This window comes from Halomonas sp. B23F22_10, assembly GCF_043496975.1.
Lineage (GTDB): Bacteria > Pseudomonadota > Gammaproteobacteria > Pseudomonadales > Halomonadaceae > Halomonas > Halomonas smyrnensis.
The window spans coordinates 182,480-203,315 of record NZ_JBIEKF010000003.1; the positions used below are offsets into that span (position 1 = coordinate 182,480).

Here is a 20,836-nt window from a genome sequence, read left to right on the forward strand (position 1 = left end):
TCGGTACGCCTCAGGCGTCCCGGGCGATGACATCCTGCTCGGCTTGCTCTTTCTCGCGGACCTTGTCGCGGATCATCCGCTCGAGGTCGTCGACCAGGTGGTCGTTGCGCAGCTTGCTGGCGGGCTTGCCGTCGATGTAGACGAGGTTGGCGGGGCTGCCGCCGGTCAGGCCGATGTCGCTTTCCTTGGCCTCGCCCGGGCCGTTGACGACGCAGCCGATGACCGAGACGTCGAGCGGCGTGAGCACGTCGTCGAGGCGTTCCTCGAGTTCGTTCATGGTGCCGATGACGTCGAAATTCTGGCGCGAGCAGCTCGGGCAGGCGACGAAGTTGATGCCCTTGGCCCGCAGGCGCAGGCTCTTGAGCATGTCGAAGCCGACCTTGATCTCCTCGACTGGATCGGCCGCCAGCGACACGCGGATGGTGTCGCCGATGCCGTCCATCAGCAGCATGCCGAGGCCGATGGACGACTTGACGGTGCCCGAGCGCAGCCCGCCGGCCTCGGTGATGCCGAGGTGCAGCGGCTGCTCGATGCGGGTGGCGAGATCGCGGTAGGCGGCCACGGCCATGAACACGTCGGAGGCCTTGACGCTGACCTTGAAGTCGGGGAAATCGAGGCGCTCGAGGTGGTCGATGTGGCGCATTGCGGACTCGACCAGCGCTTCCGGGGTCGGCTCGCCGTACTTCTTCTGCAGGTCCTTCTCCAGCGAACCGGCGTTGACGCCGATGCGGATCGGGATGCCGTTGTCGCGGGCGGCGCTGACCACGGCCTGGACGCGATCCTCGCGGCCGATGTTGCCGGGGTTGATGCGCAGGCAGTCGACGCCGAGCTCGGCGACGCGCAGGGCGATGCGGTAGTCGAAGTGGATATCCGCGACCAGCGGGACGTCGACCTCGCGCTTGATGCGGCCGAAGGCCTCGGCGGCGTCCATGGTCGGCACCGAGACGCGCACGATGTCGGCGCCGGCCGTTTCCAGCTGGCGGATCTGCGCCACGGTGGCCGCCACGTCGAGCGTGTCGGTGTTGGTCATGCTCTGGACGGAGATGGGGGCGCCGCCGCCGACCGGCACCTTGCCGACATGGATGCGGCGTGACTGGCGACGGGTAATGGGCGATGTAGCGTGCATGGTCGGACTCATTCTCCCAGAGTGAAGCGGGCGACGTTGTTGGCGCCGGTGCGCGTGGTCAGGTCCACGGGCTCGCCGCGCCAGGTCAGCTCGACGCCGGTGGCGTTGCCGACGGTCAGGCGGAAGGGCGGTTCGCCCTCGACGGTGGCCGAGGTGCCGGGCTGCTGGAGGCCGACGAAGACGCGGGCGTCGGTGGCGTCGAAGATCTCGGTCCAGGACTGCTCGTTGAAGGTCAGCTCCAGCACCCCCGGGTCTGTGGACGGCTCGGCGGCCGGTTCGGCGGCGGTCTCGCTGCCGTCGTCGCCGGCGGCGCTGCTGTCGTCGGCCGCGACATCGGCATCGGCGGTGGCCGGCTCGTCGCCGTCGGCGGCGGGCTCGCCCGCGCTGTCGGCGGCGTCGGTGCCGGCGTCAGTCTCGGCGTCGGCCTCCTCGGCGCGGGTGGCGGCGACCTCCTGGGTCCAGTCGCCGGTGCGCTCGTCGAGCTCGTCGCCGGGGGCGTCGCCACCCTCGGTGATGGTGGTGCCGTCGAGGCTGTCCACCGCCACCGGGGCGTTGTCGCCCGGCGTGGGCGGCTCGCTGCCGCCGCGGCTCTGCCACCACATCAGGGTCAGGCCGACCATGCCGGCGATCACCAGCAGGGTGGCCAGCCGGAACAGCCAGGCGCCGAGCTTCGAGGGCGGCTTGTTGACCACGTGCACCGGGGTGACCTTGCTCTCCTGCTCCTCGCCGCCGCTGCGGGCCCGGTAGGCGGCCAGCACCGGCGCGGGGTCGATGCCCAGCAGGTTGGCGTAGCTGCGCAGGTAGCCGCGACGATAGGTGGCGATCGGCACCTCTTCGTAGTCGTCGCGTTCCAGGCCGTCGATCACGGCCGGACGCAGATTCAGGGCCTCGGCGACCTCATCGCGCGACAGCGCCATGGCTTCGCGCTGGCGGCGCAGCAGCTCGCCGGGCGAGGCGGCAACGTCGGGCTCCGAATAAGGGGTGTCGCTCATGGCGTAGCATCCTTCATGGGAAAACGGGGTCAGGGTGCGTCACCGGATACCGCCGACCGCCCGCCACGCGCGCCCGCCAGGTCCGCCGACAGCTGCCGCGTCGCCGGCGAGGGGCCGGCTAGGCGCAGGTAGCTCTCGAGCTGCTGCTCGGCGATCGCGTAGCGGCCCTGGTCGACTTCGAGCTGGGCGAGGCGCAGATAGCTGTCCGCGCGCCGCGGATCGATGCTCTGGGCCCGCTGCAGGCTGCGGCGGGCGGCCTCGGCGTCGCCGAGGCGTCGCTGGCACTGACCAAGGTTGGTGAACAGCTGGGCGCGATTGGCGTACTGGGTGTCGGCGGCGGCCTGCTCGAGCTGGTGGCAGGCCTCGCGGATGCGCCCCTGATCATACAGGAAGGCGGCATAGTTGTTGCGCGCCCGTGTCAGGTCGGGATCGGCGTCGAGCGCCCGCCGGAAGGTCTCGTCGGCGAGCGCGTCCTCGCCCTGGCGCTGGTAGACGATGGCCATGGCCTGCAGCGCCTCGGGGGCATCGGCATCGATCTCCAGGGCGCGGTCCAGGGCCGACAGCGCGCGAGGCAGGTTGTTGCGCTCCAGGTAGGCGGTGCCGAGCCGGGTATAGGCGGCGACGGGATCGCCGCTCTCGGCCGCGGGCGTGGTCGCGCCGGGCTGGGTGGCACAGCCGGTCAGCCAGAGGGCGCTCGCCAGGACGACGGTGACGGATAACTGTCGAAAACCGGGCGGGCGGCGTGTCATGGCATCCTCGCTGGGCGGCGGCACGGGGCCTGTCGGCCGTTGGTGAAAAAGGCCCGACCATCAAAGCGTCGTGCCCGGTTGAAGTCAAGGCGCTCCCGGAGCTCAGTCGGCGTCGATCTGGATCGACTGGATGTAGCGCGCGTGGCGCTTGGTGCGATCCTTGACCCGGCCCACCAGCTGGCCGCAGGCGGCGTCGATGTCATCGCCGCGGGTGGAGCGGACCGGGGCGGTGTAGCCCAGGTCGGCCAGCCACTGCTGGAAACGCATGGTCTGGTTGCGCGACGGCTTCTCGTAGCCCGAGTGCGGGAACGGGTTGAACGGGATCAGGTTGATCTTGCACGGCAGCTCCTTGAGCAGCTCGGCGAGCTCCCGGGCGTGCTGCTGCTGATCGTTGACGTCCTTGATCAGGGTGTACTCGATGGTCACCACGCGGGTGTCGTCGCACTTGCCCAGGTAGCGCTGGCAGGCGTCGAGCAGGGTACGGATGTTGTACTTGCGGTTGAGCGGCACCAGCTCGTTGCGCAGCTCGTCGTTGGCGGCGTGCAGCGAGATGGCCAGGCTCACGTCGAGCTCGTCGCCGAGGCGGTCGAGCATCGGCACCACGCCCGAGGTGGAGAGCGTGACGCGGCGCTTGGAGAGGCTGTAGCCGTTGTCGTCGAGCATCAGCTTCATGGCCGGCACGACGTTGTCGTAATTCAGTAGCGGTTCGCCCATGCCCATCATCACCACGTTGGTGACCGGACGATTGGCGGTGTCCTTGCGCGGGCCGAAGCTGTTGCTGGCGACCCACACCTGGCCGATGATCTCGGCGGCGGTGAGGTTGCGCTGGAAGCCCTGCTTGCCGGTGGAGCAGAAGCTGCAGTCCAGCGAGCAGCCGACCTGGGAGGAGACACACAGGGTGCGGCGCTTGCCGTTCTCGGCGGGGATCAGCACGGTTTCCACGTAGCTGCCGTCCTCCACTTCCAGCACCCACTTGCGGGTGCCATCGCTGGAGGTGCCCTCGTAGACCACGCCGGGGCCGCGGATCTCGGCGACTTCCTCGAGACGCGTGCGCAGCGCCTTGGACAGGTTGGTCATGGACGCGAAGTCGTCGCAGCCCTCGTGGTGAATCCACTTCATCACCTGGGCGGCGCGGAACTTCTTCTCGCCGATGGACAGGAAGAAGGCTTCCATCTCCTCGCGCGTCATGCCGAGCAGATTGGAGCGTTGGGGTGCGGTGGTGTCGGTCATGGGCGGTCAGCGGCGTCGGTGGGGCTGGGTGCGGGGGCCGGAAGAGGCCCCCGCGCGGCAGTGAGGCTGCCCGGGGAAGAGGCGATTCAGGGCGCGGCGGCCATGAGGCCGGCCGGGAACGGCCGGCGTGGGTCATCGAGGCGCGCGCGCCGCGACGAATCGGCTTCCCTTAGCGGGAGCAGATCTCGCTGTCTTCGAAGAAGTACGCGATTTCGCGGGCCGCGGATTCCGGAGAGTCGGAACCGTGGACGGCGTTGGCGTCGATGGACTCGGCGAAGTCGGCGCGGATGGTGCCGGCTTCGGCTTCCTTCGGGTTGGTGGCGCCCATCAGGTCGCGATTGGCGGCGATGGCGTTCTCGCCTTCCAGCACCTGCACGACGACCGGGCCGGAGGTCATGAAGCCGACCAGGGCGCCGAAGAACGGACGCTCGCTGTGCTCGGCGTAGAAGCCTTCGGCCTGCTCCTGGGACAGCTGCAGCATCTTGGCGGCAACGATCTTCAGGCCGGCCTTCTCGAAGCGGCTCTCGATCTCGCCGATGGCGTTCTTGGCGACGGCATCGGGCTTGATGATGGACAGGGTGCGTTCAGTAGCCATGGGTGCGTTCTCCAGTCTGGGACGTCACGAGCGTTGACGGCCTCGCGCCACCCCGGGAGGGCCGGGGTGGCGCGAGGCCGGAGTAAAGAGTCATCTCGGCGCCGGGCGCCGAATTGGGCGCAGAGTATACCGTCCCCGAGCGGCGATGGACAATCGCGCGGCGGGCTCAGACGCTGAAGCTTTCGCCGCAGCCGCACTCGTCCTTGACGTTGGGATTGTTGAAGCGGAAGTAGCGGTTGAGCCCTTCCGAGACGTAGTCCACCTCGCTGCCGTCGAGCACTTCCAGCGCGTCCGGGGCCACGTAGACCCTCACGCCGTGCTCCTCGACGATGATGTCGTCGCCCGCCGCCTCGTCGGCGAAGTCGAGCACGTAGCTGTAGCCGGAGCAGCCGCTGGGCTTGACCGAGACCCGCAGGCCCAGGCCGTGGCCGCGCTCGTCGAGCACCCGGCGGATCTGGTCGGCGGCGGCGGTGGTGATCGAAAGTGTCGCCATTGTGGTTCTCCTGCGGAATCGGAGGTTCGTCGACGGCAAACCGGCGTGGGCCGAGCCTGTCGTCAGCGGCGCAGCCCGGTCAGGGCGTGGCGCAGGGCCTCCAGGGTGCGGTCGATGTCGGCCTCGGTGGTGAAACGGCCGAAGCTGAAGCGTAGTGAGGCCAGCGCCAGGCGGCGCGGCACGCCGATGCCCTTCAGGACATAGGATGGCTCGACGCTGGCGGAGTTGCAGGCCGAGCCGGTGGACAGCGCGATCTCGCGCAGCGCCATCAGCAGCGACTCGCCGTCGACGCCCTCGAAGGCCAGGTTGAGGATGTTGGGCACCGCCTGGGCGCTGGCGGTGTTGCGGTGCACGCCCTCGAGGTCCTCGAGCCCGGCCAGGAAGCGGTCGCGCAGGGCGGCGATGCGGGCCTGGTCGTCCTCGCCCTCGCGGCCGGCGATGGCGAAGGCCTCGCCCATGCCGGCGATCTGATGGGTCGGCAGGGTGCCCGAGCGCATGCCGCGCTCGTGGCCGCCGCCGTGGATCAGCGCCTCGAGGCGCAGGTCCGGGTCGCGCTTCACGTAGAGCGCGCCGACCCCCTTGGGGCCGTAGGCCTTGTGCCCGGACAGCGACATCAGGTCGATGCCCTGGGCCGCCACGTCGAGGGCGATGCGGCCGGTGGCCTGGGCGGCATCGGTGTGGAAGACCGCGCCGCCGGCGTGGGCGACCTCGGCCAGCGCGGCGATGTCGTTGAGGGTGCCGAGCTCGTTGTTCACCGCCATCAACGACACCAGCACGGTGTCCTCGCGCATGGCGCCCCGCAGCGCCTCGGGGGTGATGCGGCCGTCGGACTCGGGCTCAAGCCAGGTCACCTCGAAGCCTTCCCGCTCGAGCGCATGGGCGGTGTCGACCACGGCCTTGTGTTCGATGGTGGAGGTCACCAGATGACGGCCGCGCTCGCGATTGGCGCGCAGGTAGCCGGTCAGCGCCAGGTTGTCGGCCTCGGTGGCGCCGCTGGTCCAGACAATCTCGCGCGGGTCGGCGCCGATCAGGTCGGCGACCTGGCGGCGTGCGCTCTCCACCGCCTGTTCGGCCTGCCAGCCGGGCATGTGGCTGCGCGAGGCCGGGTTGGCGAAGGTGCCTTCCAGGGTCAGATAGCGGCTCATCACCTCGGCGACCCGCGGGTCGACGGGGGTGGTGGCGGCATAATCGAGGTAGACGGATGCGCTCATGGAATCGGACCGGTAAGGGGTTCAGGGCGAGACGGTGGGGATCTGGTCGTCGTCGAGGCGGCGCCGCTGGCGTTCGGCGATGCGCTGGAAGGCCTCGCGACCGGCCAGCTGGCCCAGGGTCACGCCTTCGAGGTAGCCGTGAATCTGGTCGGACAGCTCGTTCCACAGATGGTGGGTCAGGCAGGTGTCGCCCTGCTGACAGTCCGACAGCCCGCCGCAGCGGGTGGCGTCGACCGATTCGTTGACCGCATCGATCACCCGGGCCACCGAGATGGCGTCCGGCGCCAGCGCCAGCAGGTAGCCGCCGCCCGGACCGCGCACGCTGTCCACCAGGCCGCCGCGCCGCAGGCGGGCGAACAGCTGCTCGAGATAGGACAGCGAGATTTCCTGGCGACGCGAGATGTCGGCGAGGCTGGTCGGACCCTCGTCGGCGTGCATGGCCAGGTCGAGCATGGCGGTGACGGCGTAGCGTCCCTTGGTGGTCAGGCGCATGGGGGCATTACCTCGGGGCCGGCGCGGACCTCGGCCAGCCGCGAGGCGGGCCGATCCCGGCGGCGTCGGATCGGGTCAATATTATGGGGAAACCCGAGTATGGCGGTCAACCATTCTGGCGGTGGCGTGCGGCGCGCTCCCGCCGCTCGCCGTCGGCGTCGCCTCGTTCGTCCGCGGCCTTGTCGTCCTGCTGCGGGCCGCAGCAGCTGTCGACGTCGGCGAGGATATTGGCGAAGTCCTCGTCGCGCAGCTCGGGCAGGTGGCTGTCGCGGAAGCCGGCGTCGATGTGGCGCAGGGTGGTGCACATGCGCTCGAGGCGCTCGTCCACCGCGTGCATGTGATCGAGCATGGCCTGCATCGAGCGGGCCACCGGGTCCGGCATGTCCTGGCTGACGCCGTAGGCGTCGAAGCCGAACTTGCGGCGCATGGCCTCGCGGCGCTCGGGATCGACCTCGAGCGGGGTGACGGTGTCGGGCTCGTCGCGCTTGACCACCTTGCCGGGGATGCCGACCACGGTGGCGCCGGTCGGCACCTCCTTGGTGATCACGGCGTTGGAGCCGACCTTGGCCCCGGCGCCGACGGTGAACGGGCCGAGGATCTTGGCCCCGGCGCCGACGATCACGCCGTCCTCCAGGGTCGGGTGGCGCTTGCCCTTGTTCCAGCTGGTGCCGCCCAGGGTCACGCCCTGATAGAGGGTGACGTCGTCGCCGACCTCGGCGGTCTCGCCGATCACCACGCCCATGCCATGGTCGATGAAGAAGCGCCGGCCGATGGTCGCCCCGGGGTGGATCTCGATGCCGGTGAACCAGCGCGCCAGGCTCGACAGGGTGCGTGCCAGCCACTTGAGGTTCTTCTGCCACAGCCGGTGGCTGAGCCGATGGACGAGCAGGGCGTGCAGTCCGGGATAGTTGGTGAGCACTTCCAGGAAGTTGCGCGCCGCCGGGTCACGGTCGAATACGCTGTTGATGTCTTCGCGCAGACGTTGAAACATGCGGCGGGTCCTTGGTTGAAGAGCCAGGCGTTGCGGGGCAAGCGGCCGAACGGGAGCGAGGAACCTCTTAATAGTGGGGGTGCGGCGGGCCGGCTTCAAGCCGTGGCCCGCCGTGCCCCGGCATCGCGTCAGTCGCGCTCGGGCCCGCGCGAGGCGCGCTCGCCGGTGGCCGGCTGCTCCGGCCGGGCGAGCTTCTCGGTGTTCGAGAGGATGCCGCGCAGGATGTTGAGCTCCATGCGCTCCGGGCGCGCGCGCAGCGTGAAGCGACGCAGCCGCGCCATCAGCTGGCGGGGCTGGGCCGGGTCATGGAAGCCGATCGCGATCAGGGTGCGCTCGAGGTGCGTGAAGTAGTGCTCCAGCTCCTCGTGGCTGGCCAGCGGCTGGGCGTCGTCCTGCTCCGCCGGCGCCTCGCCGTGTGCCATCCACGCCAGCCGGCACTCGTAGGCCAGCACCTGCACCGCCGCGGCCAGGTTCAGCGAGCTGAAGTCGGGGTTGGTGGGGATGTGCACGTGGGCGTGGCAGCGCTGCAGCTCGGCGTTGGTCAGGCCGCTGTCCTCGCGGCCGAAGACCAGCGCCACGCGGCCGTCCGCGGCGGCCAGCTCCTCGGGCAGCCGCTCGCCCAGCGCGCGGGGCGTGATCATCGGCCAGGGCAGGGTGCGCGAGCGGGCGCTGGCACCGACCACCAGGGTGCAGTCGGCGACCGCCTCCTCCAGGGTCTCCACGGTGCGGGCGGCGTGGACCAGCGCATCGGCGCCGGAGGCGCGGGAGACGGTATCGGCGGTGAGCGGCTCGCAGCGCGGCGCCACCAGGGCCAGGTCCGCCAGGCCCATGTTGTGCATGGCGCGGGCGGTGCCGCCGATGTTGCCGGGATGGCTGGTGCCGATCAGGACGATGCGGATGCGCTCGAGCATGGGGAGAGCCTGCCTGGTATTGCGTCGATGGTGGAGGAGCGAGAGTCTAGCATGGCGTGGCTTTGCGTGGCGCGGCACCCGTGCTTCTGCTAGGATGCGCGCCGATCTCCGTTCTTTAACACCACCGACTCCCCAAGGCCCGATCATGCATCCGATGGTCCAGTACGCCCTGCGTGCCGCACGCAGCGCCGGCGAACAGTTTCTGCGTATCCGTGAGCGTATCGAGAACGCCCACGAAGAACACAATCTCGACAAGTTGCTCGAGGACACCGCCCGCAACGCCGAGGCGCTGATCACCCGCCAGCTGTCCCGTGGCTACCCCCAGCACGGCGTCGTCGGCCGCTACACGCCGCACCGCGCCGGCGAAGGCGAGGGCGCCGACGTGCTGTGGCGCATCGAACCCTTCCACGGCTATTCCAACCTGGCCGTCGCCGCGCCGAGCTTCGCGCTGTCGCTGGTGTGCCTGGTCAAGGGCCGCCCGGAGCATGCGGTGGTGATCTGCCCCTTCAGCGATGACGAGTACCTGGTCAGCCGTGGCCGCGGTGCCCAGCTCAACGGCAAGCGCCTGCGCGTCTCCAAGGCCACCGCGATTCCCGGCTCCCGCATCGCCATGAGCCTGCCGGAGAGCTGGGTGCGCGAGCGCCAGCTGCCGTCCTACCTGACCGTCACCCAGCAGCTGGCGCCGCAGGTGGACCTGATGCGCGCCTCCGGCTGCGGCCTGCTGGACCTCGCCGAGCTGGCCGCCGGCCGCGTCGACGCCGCCTTCGTGATGGGTATCGACGAGCAGGACCTGCTGGTCGGCTCGCTGCTGCTCAAGGAGACCGGTGCCCTGCAGGGCACGCCGGACGGCCAGCCCTCGGTGACCACCGATGGTCAGCTGATGGCCGCCGGGCCGCGGATGTTCAAGGCCCTGCTGAAGCAGCTCAAGCCGCACTTCTGAGCCTCGGCGCCTGACGACGTCGGCGGATATCGAGACGCCCCCGCGGCCTTGCCGCGGGGGCGTCTCGCGTTTCCGGGCAACAGCGACAGAAGTATGACGTTCTCGAGACTGTTCTGCGCGCGTCACTGGGTGTAGCTTTGGGGAGGTCGGCGGCATTTTTCGCCCCGGCTCCATGCACCCCGGCCACCCGCTCTCCACCGGCCGGGCCATGCCCCTCATTCGCGAGAGGAGTGATGATGGAACCGCTCAGCTATTACTACTACAACGTGCTGGAAAGCCTGGAGAAACCGTGCGACGTGCCGGCCCTGCACCTCCAGGAAGGCTATGACCTGCTGTACCGCTACGGCGGCCGGGTCGAGATGGACCTGATCCGTCGCGCCGAGGCGGCCAGCGCGAATGGCGAGCCCTACCACTGGCACGAGGCGCTGGACGACGAGCAGCATGACAAGCTGCGTCGCGCCCTGGCCGACGAGAATCCGGCCAAGATCCTCAAGGTGATGCAGCGCAACGGCTACGCCGGGGTGCTCTATCATCATGCCCGCGAAGTCTTCGCCCCCGATGCGGCCGACGAGGCGCAGGGCGTCGCCTAGGCATTCCCCAGGCGACCCCCGACGCCGTCCACCCGGCGGCACGCGGACCGAGAAGCCCCCGGCGACCCCGGGGGCTTTTTGCTGCCTGGCGGGCGAGACTGCCTCGTCAGTGGGTGGCGCGGGCCAGTTCCTGCTGCAGCCACTCGACCAGCCGATCGATGTCCCGGCGCGGGGCGCCCGCCGGCAGCCACAGCCCGAGCCGGGCCGGGGTCTCGATGAAGCCCCAGGGCGCGATCAGCCGGCCGGTGCGCAGGTCCTCCTCCACCAGGTAGGACGGCGCGATGGCCACGCCCAGGCCGACCAGTGCCGCCTCGAGCATGTAGTGGAGGTGCTCGAAGGACTGGTCGTGGCGCATCGTCGCGGGGTCCAGCCCCCTGGCCGCGAACCACTGCGACCAGGCCTGGGGCCGCGACCGGGTGTGCAGCATCGGCAGCGTGGCCAGGTCGGCGGCGGGTGGGGGGGCATCGGAGGAGGGCGCGTCGAGCCGCTCCGGCGCCAGCACCGGCCCCATGCGCTCCGGCGCCAGCTCGACCACCCGCACCCCGTCGGGCCAGGGCGGCTCGGCGAAGCGCAGCACGGCGTCGACGTCGGTGCCGAGCCGGCCGGCCACCTCCTCGTCGGCGGTCAGGTGCAGGTTCAGCTCCGGGCACTGGGCCTTCAGCCGATCCAGCCGGGGAATGAACCAGCGGGCCAAGAAGCTACCCGGGCAGCCGAGCACCAGCGGCGCCTCCGAGGCGCGCCGGCGCAGCTGAGTGCAGGCCTGACCGAGGCGCTCGAAGGCCTGTGAGGTCGAGGCACGCAGCAGCTCGCCCTCCTGGGTCAGCGCCAGGCCGCGGCCCTGGCGCCGGAACAGCGTCACGCCGAGCTGTTCCTCGAGCTGCTTGAGCTGGCGGCTGACCGCCCCATGGGTGACGTGAAGCGCCTCGGCGGCGCGCGTGACGCTCAGCGTGCGGGCCGTCTCGTCGAAGGCGCGCAGGGCATTCAGCGAGGGCAGTCGATCACTCAAGGCGGGCTCCTGACATGTCAGCTTTTCTCACAGATTAGCGAGCAATGATCGCTTATCACAGGGGGCGGCGCGATTTATCGTGGTGGCCATTCCCCATTGATCGTCAGGAGTCGTCACCATGGGTCTGCCACACCCCACCGCCGAGATCGCCCCCGATGCCGATGGCTTCTTCGGCCGCTTCGGTGGCCGCTTCGTCGCCGAAACCCTGATGCCGCTGATCCTCGAGCTTCAGGAAGCTTATGAGTCGGCCAAGCAGGATCCCGACTTCAACGCCGAGCTGGACGCGCTGCGCCGCGACTACATCGGTCGCGAGAGCCCGCTGTACCTCGCCGAGCGGCTGACCGAGGCGCTCGGCGGCGCGCGGATCTATCTCAAGCGCGAAGACCTGATGCATACCGGCGCGCACAAGATCAACAACTGCATCGGCCAGGTGCTGCTGGCCCGGCGCATGGGCAAGCGGCGCATCATCGCCGAGACCGGCGCCGGCATGCACGGCGTGGCCACCGCCACCGTGGCGGCCCGCTTCGGCATGGAATGCATCATCTACATGGGCAGCACCGACATCGATCGCCAGCAGCCCAACGTGCAGCGCATGAAGCTGCTGGGCGCCAGGGTGATCCCGGTGACCAGCGGCACCGGCACCCTGAAGGATGCGATGAACGACGCCCTGCGCGACTGGGTGACCAACGTCGCGGACACCTTCTACATCATCGGCACCGTGGCCGGCCCGCACCCGTATCCGGCCATGGTGCGCGACTTCCAGTCCGTGATCGGCCAGGAGGCGCGCGAGCAGCTCGCCGAGAAGGAGGGCCGGCTGCCCGATTCGCTGGTGGCCTGCATCGGCGGCGGCTCCAACGCCATGGGCCTGTTCCACCCCTTCCTCGCGGACGAGAGCGTGCGCCTGATCGGCGTGGAAGCCGCCGGCGAAGGGCTGGAGACCGGCAAGCACGCGGCCAGCCTGCAGGGCGGCAGCCCCGGCGTGCTGCACGGCAACCGCACCTTCCTGCTGCAGTCCGCCGAGGGCCAGATCACCGACGCTCACTCGATCTCGGCGGGCCTCGACTACCCGGGCATCGGCCCCGAGCACGCCTGGCTGCACGAGGTCGGCCGCGCCGAGTACGTCGCCGTGACCGACGACGAGGCGCTCGACGCCTTCAAGACCCTGTGCCGTCTGGAAGGCATCATCCCGGCGCTGGAGTCGTCCCACGCCATCGCCCACGCGATCAAGCTGGCGCCGACGCTGCCCGAGGACCACGTGATGGTGCTGAACCTGAGCGGGCGCGGCGACAAGGACATGACCACCGTCACCGAACGCCTGGCCGACGAGCTGGCAGACTGAGGAGAGAGACGATGACCCAACGCCACGACCGCATCGCGCGCCGCTTCGACGCGCTCAAGGCCGCCGACCGCGCCGGCCTCGTCACCTTCATCAGTGCCGGCGATCCCGACTACGCCACCAGCCTCGAGACCCTGCTGGCGCTGCCCGAGGCGGGCGCCGACGTGATCGAGCTGGGCATGCCGTTCACCGACCCGATGGCGGACGGCCCCTCCATCCAGGCCTCCACGCTGCGTGCCCTGGAGGGCGGGCAGACCATGGCCAGGACCCTGGACATGGTGCGCGTCCTGCGTGAGCGCGACGACGCCACGCCGGTGGTGCTGATGGGCTACTACAACCCCATCTACTGCATGGGCGTCGAGGCCTTCCTCAGTGAGGCCGCCGAGGCCGGCGTGGACGGACTGATCGTGGTCGACCTGCCGCCGGAGCACGACGCCGAGCTGTGCCTGCCGGCAAAGGCCCACGGCCTCGACTTCATCCGCCTGGCGACCCCGACCACCGATGCCAAGCGCCTGCCGCTGGTGCTCGAGAACACCTCGGGCTTCCTCTACTACGTCTCCAGCACCGGCGTGACCGGCGCCGCCGCGCCGTCCGCCGAGCGCGTGGCGCAGGAGGTCGAGGCCATCCGCGCGCACTCCGATCTGCCGATCGGCGTCGGCTTCGGTATCCGTACCCCCGAGCAGGCCGAGCGCATCGCCCGCTTCGCCGACGCGGTGGTGGTCGGCTCGGCGCTGACCGACACCGTGGCCGCGGCCGAGAGCCCCGCCGAGGCCTCGCGCGGCGTGCTCGAGCTGACCCGCTCGCTGGCCGGCGCGGTGCGCCGCGCCCGGGAGACGGCCGAGGCCTGAGCCTCGTCTCCGCCTGGCCCACCGCCACAACGAAAAAAGCCACCCCGAGGGGTGGCTTTTTGCTGGGCGCGAGGCGGCCGGCCGTCAGGGCAGCTCCTCGGCCTCCGGGTCTTCCTTCTTGGTCGGGATCAGGTCTTCGCGGCTGAGCTTCAGCGGCAGCAGCAGGGCCGCGGCCACGTAGATCGACGAGAAGGTACCGACACCGATGCCGATGATCAGCGCCACGGCGAAGTTGTGGATCATGTCGCCGCCCAGGGTCACCAGCGCCAGCAGCACCAGCAGGGTGGTGCCGGAGGTGGCCAGGGTCCGCGACAGGGTCTGGTTGATCGCCTCGTTGAAGATCGCCGGCATGTCGTCGATGCGCGACTTGCGGATGTTCTCGCGGATGCGATCGTAGACCACGATGGTGTCGTTGAGCGAGTAGCCGATCACCGCCAGCACCGCCGCCAGCACCGTGAGGTCGAACTCGAAGCCGAACAGGGCGAAGGCGCCGATCACGATCACCACGTCGTGGATCAGGGCCAGCAGGGCGCCGAGGGCGAACTTGTACTGGAAGCGAAAGGCGACGTAGAGCATCACGATGCCCAGCGCCACCAGCATGCCCATGCCGCTCTGGTCGCGGAGCTGGTCGCCGACCTGGGCGCCGACGAACTCGGCGCGCACCAGCTCGACGCTGGCGCCGCCCTGCTTCAGCAGGTCGACCACCTGGTCGCCGACGCCGGCGTCGAAGGCCTGCTGCAGGCGGATCAGCACCTCGGTGGAGGCGCCGAAGGTCTGCACCGCCACGTCCTGGAAGCCGGCGGCCTCCAGGGCCTCACGCACGCTGGCCAGCGCCGGCGCGGTGGCGTAGCGGACCTCGACCAGGGTGCCGCCGGTGAAGTCCAGGCCCAGGTTGAGCCCGTTGATCAGCAGGGCGGCGACCGACGCCAGCAGCATCAGCCCGGAGGCGATGAAGGCCAGCCGGCGTTTGCCCATGAAGTCGAGCTGTCGATTGATGAACGATTGCATGGCCTTCTCCTAAATCCAGAGCTTCTTCACGGGCTTGCGGCCGTACCACAGGTTGACCATGGCGCGGGTCACCATCAGCGAGGTGAACAGCGAGGTCAGGATGCCCAGCGACAGCGTCACGGCGAAGCCCTTGACCGGGCCGGTGCCGATCGAGAACAGGATCAGCGCCACCAGCAGGGTGGTGATGTTGGCGTCCACGATCGAGGTGAAGGCGCGCTCGTAGCCGGCGTGGATGGCCTGCTGGGCCGAGAGCCCGCCGCGCATCTCCTCGCGTATGCGCTCGAAGATCAGCACGTTGGCGTCCACCGCCATGCCCAGGGTCAGCACGATACCGGCGATGCCGGGCAGCGTCAGCGTGGCGCCGAGCAACGACATGGCCGCCACCAGCAGCACCAGGTTGAAGGCCAGTGCGACGTTGGCGATCACCCCGAACACCTTGTAGCGGATCAGCATGAAGGCCACGACCAGCAGCAGGCCGATCTGCACCGAGAGGATGCCGCGCTCGATGTTCTTCTCGCCGAGGCTCGGCCCGATGGTGCGTTCCTGGGCGAAGTAGATCGGTGCGGCCAGGGAGCCTGAACGCAGCAGCAGCGCCAGGTCGGCCGCCTCGGTGGGCGAGTCGAGCCCGGTGATGCGGAAGCTGTTGCCCAGCGCGCTCTGGATGGTGGCCAGGCTGATGATGCTGCGCTCGGTGTAGGGCGAGCGAACGACGGTCTCCTCGCCGTCCTCCATCACCGTGCGCTCGCGGGTCTTGTGCTCGATGAACAGCACCGCCATGTTGCGCCCGATGTTGGTGCGGGTGGCGCGGTTCATCAGGGTGCCGCCGGTGCCGTCCAGGTTGATGTTCACCTGGGGGCGACCGTTCTCGTCGAAGCTGCGGTTGGCATTCGAGACGCTGTCGCCGGTGATGATGACGTCACGCATCAGGCTGGCGGTACGCGCCTCGTTGCGGAATTCGTAGCTCTCGGTCTCGGCCTCCGGGGTGTCCGGGCGCGCCTCGAGGCGGAACTCCAGGTTGGCGGTGGCGCCGACGATGCGCTTGGCCGCGGCGGTGTCCTGCACGCCGGGCAGCTCGACGACGATGCGCGCCGGCCCCTGGCGCTGCACCAGCGGCTCGGCCACGCCCAGCTCGTTGACGCGATTGCGCAGCGTGGTCAGGTTCTGGTTGACCGCGTAGTCCTGGATTTCCTGCACGGCGGTATCGGTCAGCGTCATGGCCAGGCCGGCGCCGCGGTCGCGCTCGAGGTCGCTGTACTCGAACTCGGGGAAGTCGCGGCTGATCAGGCTGCGGGCCTCGTCGCGGTCTTCCTCGTTCATGAAGTCCATGGCGATCGAGCGTTCCTCGACCTCGGTGTTGCGGTAGCGGATCCGTTCGTCGCGCAGGGTCTCGCGCATGGCGCTGGCGTTGACCTCGAGGCGCTGGGTCAGCGCCGCTTCCATGTCGACCTCGAGCAGGAAGTGCACGCCGCCGCGCAGGTCCAGGCCCAGGGTCATGGGGGAGGCGGCCAGCGATTCCAGCCAGCTCGGCGTGGACTCGGCCAGGTTCAGCGCCACGACGTAGTCGTCGCCCAGGGCCTCGCTGAGCATGTCGCGAGCCTGGATCTGTTCGTCGGCGTTGTCGAGGCGGATCAGGACGCTGCCGGCGTCGCGTTCGACGGAGCGGATGTCGATGTCGGCGTCGGTCAGGGAGCTCTCGAGGCGCTCGAGCTGGCGCTCGTCGAGAGTGAAGTCGCCCCCGTCACTGCTGATCTGTACCGCCGGATCCTCGGGAAAGAGGTTGGGGAGAGAGTAGATCAGGCCGACGGAGAGCACGAGGAGTATCAGCAGATACTTCCACAGGGGATAACGATTGAGCATGGGGGCCCTGCCCTCAGGTTGCTGATGATGGGACGGACGCTGCGCCATCACGAGCACCGGGCGGAGCCGGTCGGCCGGGCCCCGCCTCGGTGGTCGCAGGGCAGCCCGCACGGCCGGGTGGTCGTGCGGGCGCGGGGCATCCGATCAGATGGACTTGAGCGTGCCCTTGGGCAGAACGGACGCCACGGCGGTCTTCTGGACGCTGACCTCGGTGCCTTCGGCGATTTCCATGGCCAGGAACTCGCTGTCGTCGCTGACCTTGGTGATGCGGCCCATGATGCCGCCGCCGATGACGATCTCGTCACCCTTGGACAGGCCGGCGATCAGCTGCTTGTGCTGCTTGGCCCGCTTGGCCTGGGGGCGCCACAGCAGGAAGTAGAAGATCAGCACGAAGCCGACCAGCATCACGATCTGGGCGATGCCACCGCCCGGAGCGGCGCCAGCGTCCTGGGCCATGGCCGGGGAAATGAGGAAGTCCAGCATGTACGACGATCTCCTGAGTCGCGGGGAAACAAGACGCCTTCCAGCGGCGCTCGACGGCCGGCCACCCGGGCCGGCCGTCGATCAATTCGGAGCGGGGGGAACCGGCAGACCGCGCTGCGCGTAGAACCCTTCCACGAAGTTCGCCAATGTACCCGCTTCGATAGCACCGCGCAAACCAGCCATCAGGCGCTGGTAATGGCGCAGATTGTGGATGGTATTGAGCATCGAGCCGAGCATCTCGCCGCAGCGGTCGAGGTGATGCAGGTAGGCGCGGGAGAAGTTGCGGCAGGTGTAGCAGTCACACGCCTCGTCCAGCGGACGGGTGTCGTGGCGGTGCTTGGCGTTGCGGATCTTGACCGTGCCTTCATCGGTGAACAGGTGGCCGTTGCGGGCGTTGCGGGTCGGCATCACACAGTCGAACATGTCGACGCCGCGGCGCACGCCTTCCACCAGGTCCTCCGGCTTGCCCACGCCCATCAGGTAGCGCGGCTTGTCGGCCGGCATCCACTCGGGCAGGTAGTCGAGCACCTTGATCATCTCTTCCTTGGGCTCGCCCACCGACAGCCCGCCGATGGCGTAGCCGTCGAAGCCGATCTTCTCGAGGCCCTCGAGCGACTTCTCGCGCAGCTCGGGATACATGCCGCCCTGGATGATGCCGAACAGCGCCGAGGGCGAGTCGCCGTGGGCGTCGCGGGAACGCTGGGCCCAGCGCAGCGACATTTCCATCGATTTCCTGGCTTCCTCCACGGTCGCCGGGTAGGGCGTGCACTCGTCGAAGATCATCACGATGTCCGAGCCCAGCGAGCGCTGCACGGCCATCGATTCCTCGGGGCCCATGAACACCTTGGAGCCGTCCACCGGCGAGCGGAAGTGCACGCCCTGCTCGGTGATCTTGCGCATCTCGCCGAGCGAGAAGACCTGGAAGCCGCCGGAGTCGGTGAGGATCGGCTTGTCCCACTGGGCGAAGTCGTGCAGGTCGCCGTGCTCCTCGATGACCTCGGTGCCCGGGCGCAGCCACAGGTGAAAGGTGTTGCCGAGGATGATCTCGGCGCCGATCTCCTTCACCGACTCGGGCGTCATGCCCTTGACGGTGCCGTAGGTGCCGACCGGCATGAAGGCGGGCGTCTCGACCGTTCCGCGGGGGAAGGTCAGGCGGCCGCGGCGCGCCCGGCCATCACTGGCCAGGTGCTCGAAGTTCATGAAGCATTCGTCTCGCATGGGGTCTCTCGAAATTCGTCGAAGCGGTCGGCCGGCGCACGGCCGAGCGGCTCGGGTCAGCGGGCGCGCGTCAGCAGCATCGCGTCGCCGTAGCTGAAGAAGGCGTACTCTTCGCGCACCGCCTCGCGGTAGGCGTGCATCACGGTGTCATAGCCGGCGAAGGAGGACACCAGCATCAGCAGGGTCGATTCGGGCAGGTGGAAGTTGGTGATCAGGGCGTCGACCACCCGCCAGTCGTAGCCGGGATAGATGAAGATGTCGGTCTCGCCACTATAGGGCGCGATCTCGCCGTCGTCGCTCTGCAGGCAGGCCGACTCCAGGCAGCGCACGCTGGTGGTGCCCACCGCGATGACGCGGTTGCCCCGGGCGCGGGCGGCGCGCACCTGCTCGCAGGCCGCCTCGGAGACCTCGATCCACTCGCTGTGCATCTCGTGGTCGCGGATGTCGTCGGCGCGCACCGGCTGGAAGGTACCGGCGCCCACGTGCAGGGTGACGAAGGCGCTGTCCACGCCCTTCTCGGCCAGGGCCTCGAGCAGCGGCTCGTCGAAGTGCAGCCCCGCGGTGGGGGCCGCCACCGCGCCCTCGCGGCGGGCGTAGACGGTCTGGTAGCGCTCGCGGTCGGAGAGCTCGTCCTCGCGGGTGATGTAGGGCGGCAGCGGCATGTGGCCGTGCCGCTCCAGCAGCTCCACCAGCGGCGTCTCGCCGAGGAATCGCAGCTCGAACAGCGCCTCGCGGCGGCCCTCGACCACGGCGCGGATGCCGCCTTCGAACGCGATTTCGGTGCCGGGCTTCGGCGACTTGCTCGAGCGCAGGTGGGCCAGGCCGCGATGGGCGTCCAGCGGACGCTCCAGCAGCATCTCGACGCGCCCGCCGCTGGCCTTGTGGCCGTGCAGCCGGGCCGGGATCACCCGGGTGTCGTTGAACACCAGCAGATCGCCCGGATCGAGCGTCTCGAGCAGGTCGGGGAAGCGGCGGTGCGCGAGCGATCCGCTCTCGCCGTCGACGCACAGCAGCCGGCAGTCGCTGCGTTGCTCGGAGGGATAGCGGGCGATCAGCGCCTCGGGAAGCTCGTAGTGAAAATCGGCGCGCTGCATGGAGTGAAACGTCCGGATGGTGGGAGTGAGAAGGGCGGCTCGGCCGAGCCTTGGCAAGCCGCCTAGGATACCCTGTCGCCGCCGCGAAGTCAGGGGTCGCGATTGACCTCCCGCCCGGCCCACGTATAATACTGCGCCGTTGCCGGTGTGGCGGAATTGGTAGACGCAGCGGATTCAAAATCCGCCGGGGGCGACCCCTTGTCGGTTCGAGTCCGACCACCGGTACCAGCATTATCAGTAAGTTATCCCTCCTTCCTTGTAGCATCGCGTGGCATCGCCTAGCATCCAATAACGTTTCTATATTGGGACGGGTATTGGGACTGAGCCATGCCGAGAAAAGCCCGCGAGCTATCTGCACTTGAAGTAAAGCGCCTTGTCACCCCTGGCCGCCATGCGGTGGGCGGTGTCGATGGCCTGTTTCTGCGCGTCACCCAAACCGGTGGCCGGTCGTGGATACTGCGCTACCCCACCGGGGAGAAACGACTATCCAGCGGCGGCAAGCCCTTTGCCGTTTACCGCGATGTTGGGCTGGGTGCCTTTCCCGATACGAACCTGGCCAGTGCCCGAGAGAAGGCCCGAGCGATCCGGGAGAAGCTTTCCGAGGGCATAGACCCAATAACGGAGCGTAAGGCCGCCAAGCAAGCCCGACAGGCCGCTGAGAGGCGCCGCCTAACGTTCGAGCTGGCAGCAAAGGCCGTTATCAAGGTGAAGCAGGCTGAGGCTAGCAACGCCAAGCACGCCCGGCAGTGGGCAACCACTATAGAGAGCTACGCCAACCCGGTATTGGGCACGATGTCCGTGGCTGATATTGAGCTGGCGCATGTCGTCCAATGCCTAGAGCCGATTTGGCAGACCAAGCCCACCACCGCCGCACGGGTGCGCCAGCGTATCGAGGCTGTACTGGCATGGGCCACTGCCCACGGCCACCGCTCTGGCCCTAACCCGGCCACCTGGCGCCATAACCTGGACGCGGTGCTACCTGCGCCGACCAAGATCAAGAAGAAGGCCCACCACCGGGCCATGCCCATCGACGCCATGCCCGAGTTCTGGTCACGGTTGCGTGAGCGAGAGGACGTGCCGGCCAAGGCCCTTGCCTTCACCATCCTGACCGGTAGTCGTGCCGGCGAGGTGCTGGGCGCCCGCTGGGAGGAGATCGACCTGGCCGCCAGTACCTGGACGATTCCCCCCGAGCGCATGAAGGGCCGTCGCCAACATCGTGTGCCGCTGGCGCCAGCCGCTGTTGAGTTGCTGGAATCGCTGCCCCAGGGCGAAGGCTATGTGTTCACCCGTTCGCATGGCCGCAAGCTATCCGACCGCGCCATGGGCGATCTACTGACCGCCATGGGGGATGGCGAGCAAACCACCGTCCACGGCTTCCGATCCACCCTGCGCGATTGGTTGAGCGAGCGCACCGCCACCCCACACGACGTGTCCGAGATGATTCTGGCTCATGCCATCGGTAATCAAGCTGAAGCCGCCTATCGTCGTGGCGACCTGCTAGCCAAGCGCACCCGCGTCATGGAGCAATGGGCCACGTTCCTGGCCACTCCCGCCAGCGCCAGCGCCAGCCAAGACAAGGTGACGGCGATTCGCCGGGAGGCCACCCCCGATTAACCGTTTTGGCCGGCTAGGGCCGTACACCCGAATACGCGGCGACTCCACCGCG

At 69.0% G+C, this 20,836-nt stretch carries 21 protein-coding genes and 1 tRNA gene; 6 read left to right on the forward strand and 16 right to left on the reverse strand.

Going from position 1 to position 20,836, the window contains the following annotated elements; translation table 11 throughout:
- Positions 1–10: 10 nt before the first annotated feature.
- The 10 genes from ispG to trmJ form a co-directional block, all read right to left on the reverse strand.
- Entirely contained in the window at positions 11–1,126 is a 1,116-nt protein-coding gene (ispG, locus tag ACGTNF_RS07960; RefSeq protein ID WP_152477988.1) for a flavodoxin-dependent (E)-4-hydroxy-3-methylbut-2-enyl-diphosphate synthase, read from the reverse strand.
- Between the two features lie 8 nt (positions 1,127–1,134).
- Positions 1,135–2,118 carry a RodZ domain-containing protein gene (locus ACGTNF_RS07965; RefSeq protein ID WP_394601224.1) on the reverse strand — a complete coding sequence of 328 codons (984 nt, stop codon included), beginning with the start codon at positions 2,116–2,118 and terminating at the stop codon, positions 1,135–1,137.
- Between the two features lie 29 nt (positions 2,119–2,147).
- On the reverse strand, positions 2,148–2,867 hold the full coding sequence (pilW, locus tag ACGTNF_RS07970) for a type IV pilus biogenesis/stability protein PilW (protein WP_394601225.1): 720 nt from the start codon (positions 2,865–2,867) through the stop codon (positions 2,148–2,150).
- Positions 2,868–2,969: 102 nt separating this feature from the next.
- Positions 2,970–4,097, reverse strand: coding sequence for a dual-specificity RNA methyltransferase RlmN (rlmN, locus tag ACGTNF_RS07975; RefSeq protein WP_394601226.1), 1,128 nt, complete (start codon positions 4,095–4,097; stop codon positions 2,970–2,972).
- 169 nt (positions 4,098–4,266) lie between these two features.
- Positions 4,267–4,692: a nucleoside-diphosphate kinase gene (ndk, locus tag ACGTNF_RS07980; protein WP_035593920.1), complete on the reverse strand. Its 426-nt coding sequence runs from the start codon at positions 4,690–4,692 to the stop codon at positions 4,267–4,269.
- 166 nt (positions 4,693–4,858) lie between these two features.
- The gene (locus ACGTNF_RS07985) at positions 4,859–5,185 is read right to left on the reverse strand and encodes a HesB/IscA family protein (RefSeq protein ID WP_016855163.1); all 327 of its coding nucleotides are present in this window, start codon (positions 5,183–5,185) and stop codon (positions 4,859–4,861) included.
- Positions 5,186–5,247: 62 nt separating this feature from the next.
- On the reverse strand, positions 5,248–6,396 hold the full coding sequence (locus ACGTNF_RS07990; protein ID WP_394601227.1) for an aminotransferase class V-fold PLP-dependent enzyme: 1,149 nt from the start codon (positions 6,394–6,396) through the stop codon (positions 5,248–5,250).
- Positions 6,397–6,417: 21 nt separating this feature from the next.
- Positions 6,418–6,888, reverse strand: a complete 471-nt coding sequence (locus tag ACGTNF_RS07995; RefSeq protein ID WP_016855161.1) for an Rrf2 family transcriptional regulator — start codon at positions 6,886–6,888, stop codon at positions 6,418–6,420.
- A gap of 106 nt (positions 6,889–6,994) precedes the next feature.
- Positions 6,995–7,879, reverse strand: coding sequence for a serine O-acetyltransferase (cysE, locus tag ACGTNF_RS08000; RefSeq protein ID WP_394601228.1), 885 nt, complete (start codon positions 7,877–7,879; stop codon positions 6,995–6,997).
- A gap of 128 nt (positions 7,880–8,007) precedes the next feature.
- Positions 8,008–8,790, reverse strand: a complete 783-nt coding sequence (gene trmJ / locus ACGTNF_RS08005) for a tRNA (cytosine(32)/uridine(32)-2'-O)-methyltransferase TrmJ (RefSeq protein WP_394601229.1) — start codon at positions 8,788–8,790, stop codon at positions 8,008–8,010.
- Positions 8,791–8,935: 145 nt separating this feature from the next.
- On the opposite strand from trmJ, the gene ACGTNF_RS08010 reads away from it, so the two are divergent.
- On the forward strand, positions 8,936–9,730 hold the full coding sequence (locus ACGTNF_RS08010; RefSeq protein WP_394601230.1) for an inositol monophosphatase family protein: 795 nt from the start codon (positions 8,936–8,938) through the stop codon (positions 9,728–9,730).
- A gap of 236 nt (positions 9,731–9,966) precedes the next feature.
- Positions 9,967–10,320: a hypothetical protein gene (locus ACGTNF_RS08015; protein ID WP_394601231.1), complete on the forward strand. Its 354-nt coding sequence runs from the start codon at positions 9,967–9,969 to the stop codon at positions 10,318–10,320.
- Positions 10,321–10,426: 106 nt separating this feature from the next.
- On the opposite strand, the gene ACGTNF_RS08020 is transcribed toward ACGTNF_RS08015, so the two are convergent.
- Positions 10,427–11,326, reverse strand: coding sequence for a LysR family transcriptional regulator (locus ACGTNF_RS08020; RefSeq protein ID WP_394601232.1), 900 nt, complete (start codon positions 11,324–11,326; stop codon positions 10,427–10,429).
- Positions 11,327–11,444: 118 nt separating this feature from the next.
- On the opposite strand from ACGTNF_RS08020, the gene trpB reads away from it, so the two are divergent.
- Positions 11,445–12,665 carry a tryptophan synthase subunit beta gene (gene trpB / locus ACGTNF_RS08025; protein ID WP_394601233.1) on the forward strand — a complete coding sequence of 407 codons (1,221 nt, stop codon included), beginning with the start codon at positions 11,445–11,447 and terminating at the stop codon, positions 12,663–12,665.
- Between the two features lie 11 nt (positions 12,666–12,676).
- A complete protein-coding gene (trpA, locus tag ACGTNF_RS08030; protein ID WP_394601234.1) occupies positions 12,677–13,510 on the forward strand; it encodes a tryptophan synthase subunit alpha in 834 nt (277 codons plus the stop codon).
- An 84-nt stretch (positions 13,511–13,594) separates the two neighbouring features.
- Here the strand turns inward: trpA and secF are convergent, their stop codons facing one another.
- From secF to queA, 5 genes are all read right to left on the reverse strand, one after another.
- The gene (gene secF, locus ACGTNF_RS08035; protein WP_394601235.1) at positions 13,595–14,518 is read right to left on the reverse strand and encodes a protein translocase subunit SecF; all 924 of its coding nucleotides are present in this window, start codon (positions 14,516–14,518) and stop codon (positions 13,595–13,597) included.
- Positions 14,519–14,527: 9 nt separating this feature from the next.
- Positions 14,528–16,375 (reverse strand): protein translocase subunit SecD, encoded by a 1,848-nt coding sequence (secD, locus tag ACGTNF_RS08040; protein WP_394601236.1) that lies wholly within the window; start codon positions 16,373–16,375, stop codon positions 14,528–14,530.
- 144 nt (positions 16,376–16,519) lie between these two features.
- A complete protein-coding gene (gene yajC / locus ACGTNF_RS08045) occupies positions 16,520–16,858 on the reverse strand; it encodes a preprotein translocase subunit YajC (RefSeq protein WP_016855151.1) in 339 nt (112 codons plus the stop codon).
- Between the two features lie 81 nt (positions 16,859–16,939).
- Entirely contained in the window at positions 16,940–18,058 is a 1,119-nt protein-coding gene (gene tgt, locus ACGTNF_RS08050) for a tRNA guanosine(34) transglycosylase Tgt (protein ID WP_444875012.1), read from the reverse strand.
- A gap of 74 nt (positions 18,059–18,132) precedes the next feature.
- On the reverse strand, positions 18,133–19,170 hold the full coding sequence (gene queA, locus ACGTNF_RS08055; RefSeq protein WP_394601238.1) for a tRNA preQ1(34) S-adenosylmethionine ribosyltransferase-isomerase QueA: 1,038 nt from the start codon (positions 19,168–19,170) through the stop codon (positions 18,133–18,135).
- A gap of 141 nt (positions 19,171–19,311) precedes the next feature.
- On the opposite strand from queA, the gene ACGTNF_RS08060 reads away from it, so the two are divergent.
- Both ACGTNF_RS08060 and ACGTNF_RS08065 read left to right on the forward strand, forming a co-directional pair.
- A tRNA-Leu gene (locus ACGTNF_RS08060) sits at positions 19,312–19,398 on the forward strand.
- Positions 19,399–19,497: 99 nt separating this feature from the next.
- Entirely contained in the window at positions 19,498–20,784 is a 1,287-nt protein-coding gene (locus ACGTNF_RS08065; RefSeq protein ID WP_394601239.1) for a tyrosine-type recombinase/integrase, read from the forward strand.
- Positions 20,785–20,836 lie beyond the last annotated feature (52 nt).

Bases quoted from the DNA above. Each gene is read 5' to 3' on its own strand.
- ispG (WP_152477988.1), bottom strand. From the start codon at position 1,126: ATGCACGCTACATCGCCCATTACCCGTCGCCAGTCACGCCGCATCCAT.
- ACGTNF_RS07965 (WP_394601224.1), bottom strand. From the start codon at position 2,118: ATGAGCGACACCCCTTATTCGGAGCCCGACGTTGCCGCCTCGCCCGGC.
- pilW (WP_394601225.1), bottom strand. From the start codon at position 2,867: ATGACACGCCGCCCGCCCGGTTTTCGACAGTTATCCGTCACCGTCGTC.
- rlmN (WP_394601226.1), bottom strand. From the start codon at position 4,097: ATGACCGACACCACCGCACCCCAACGCTCCAATCTGCTCGGCATGACG.
- ndk (WP_035593920.1), bottom strand. From the start codon at position 4,692: ATGGCTACTGAACGCACCCTGTCCATCATCAAGCCCGATGCCGTCGCC.
- ACGTNF_RS07985 (WP_016855163.1), bottom strand. From the start codon at position 5,185: ATGGCGACACTTTCGATCACCACCGCCGCCGCCGACCAGATCCGCCGG.
- ACGTNF_RS07990 (WP_394601227.1), bottom strand. From the start codon at position 6,396: ATGAGCGCATCCGTCTACCTCGATTATGCCGCCACCACCCCCGTCGAC.
- ACGTNF_RS07995 (WP_016855161.1), bottom strand. From the start codon at position 6,888: ATGCGCCTGACCACCAAGGGACGCTACGCCGTCACCGCCATGCTCGAC.
- cysE (WP_394601228.1), bottom strand. From the start codon at position 7,879: ATGTTTCAACGTCTGCGCGAAGACATCAACAGCGTATTCGACCGTGAC.
- trmJ (WP_394601229.1), bottom strand. From the start codon at position 8,790: ATGCTCGAGCGCATCCGCATCGTCCTGATCGGCACCAGCCATCCCGGC.
- ACGTNF_RS08010 (WP_394601230.1), top strand. From the start codon at position 8,936: ATGCATCCGATGGTCCAGTACGCCCTGCGTGCCGCACGCAGCGCCGGC.
- ACGTNF_RS08015 (WP_394601231.1), top strand. From the start codon at position 9,967: ATGGAACCGCTCAGCTATTACTACTACAACGTGCTGGAAAGCCTGGAG.
- trpB (WP_394601233.1), top strand. From the start codon at position 11,445: ATGGGTCTGCCACACCCCACCGCCGAGATCGCCCCCGATGCCGATGGC.
- trpA (WP_394601234.1), top strand. From the start codon at position 12,677: ATGACCCAACGCCACGACCGCATCGCGCGCCGCTTCGACGCGCTCAAG.
- secF (WP_394601235.1), bottom strand. From the start codon at position 14,518: ATGCAATCGTTCATCAATCGACAGCTCGACTTCATGGGCAAACGCCGG.
- secD (WP_394601236.1), bottom strand. From the start codon at position 16,375: ATGCTCAATCGTTATCCCCTGTGGAAGTATCTGCTGATACTCCTCGTG.
- yajC (WP_016855151.1), bottom strand. From the start codon at position 16,858: ATGCTGGACTTCCTCATTTCCCCGGCCATGGCCCAGGACGCTGGCGCC.
- tgt (WP_444875012.1), bottom strand. From the start codon at position 18,058: ATGAACTTCGAGCACCTGGCCAGTGATGGCCGGGCGCGCCGCGGCCGC.
- queA (WP_394601238.1), bottom strand. From the start codon at position 19,170: ATGCAGCGCGCCGATTTTCACTACGAGCTTCCCGAGGCGCTGATCGCC.
- ACGTNF_RS08065 (WP_394601239.1), top strand. From the start codon at position 19,498: ATGCCGAGAAAAGCCCGCGAGCTATCTGCACTTGAAGTAAAGCGCCTT.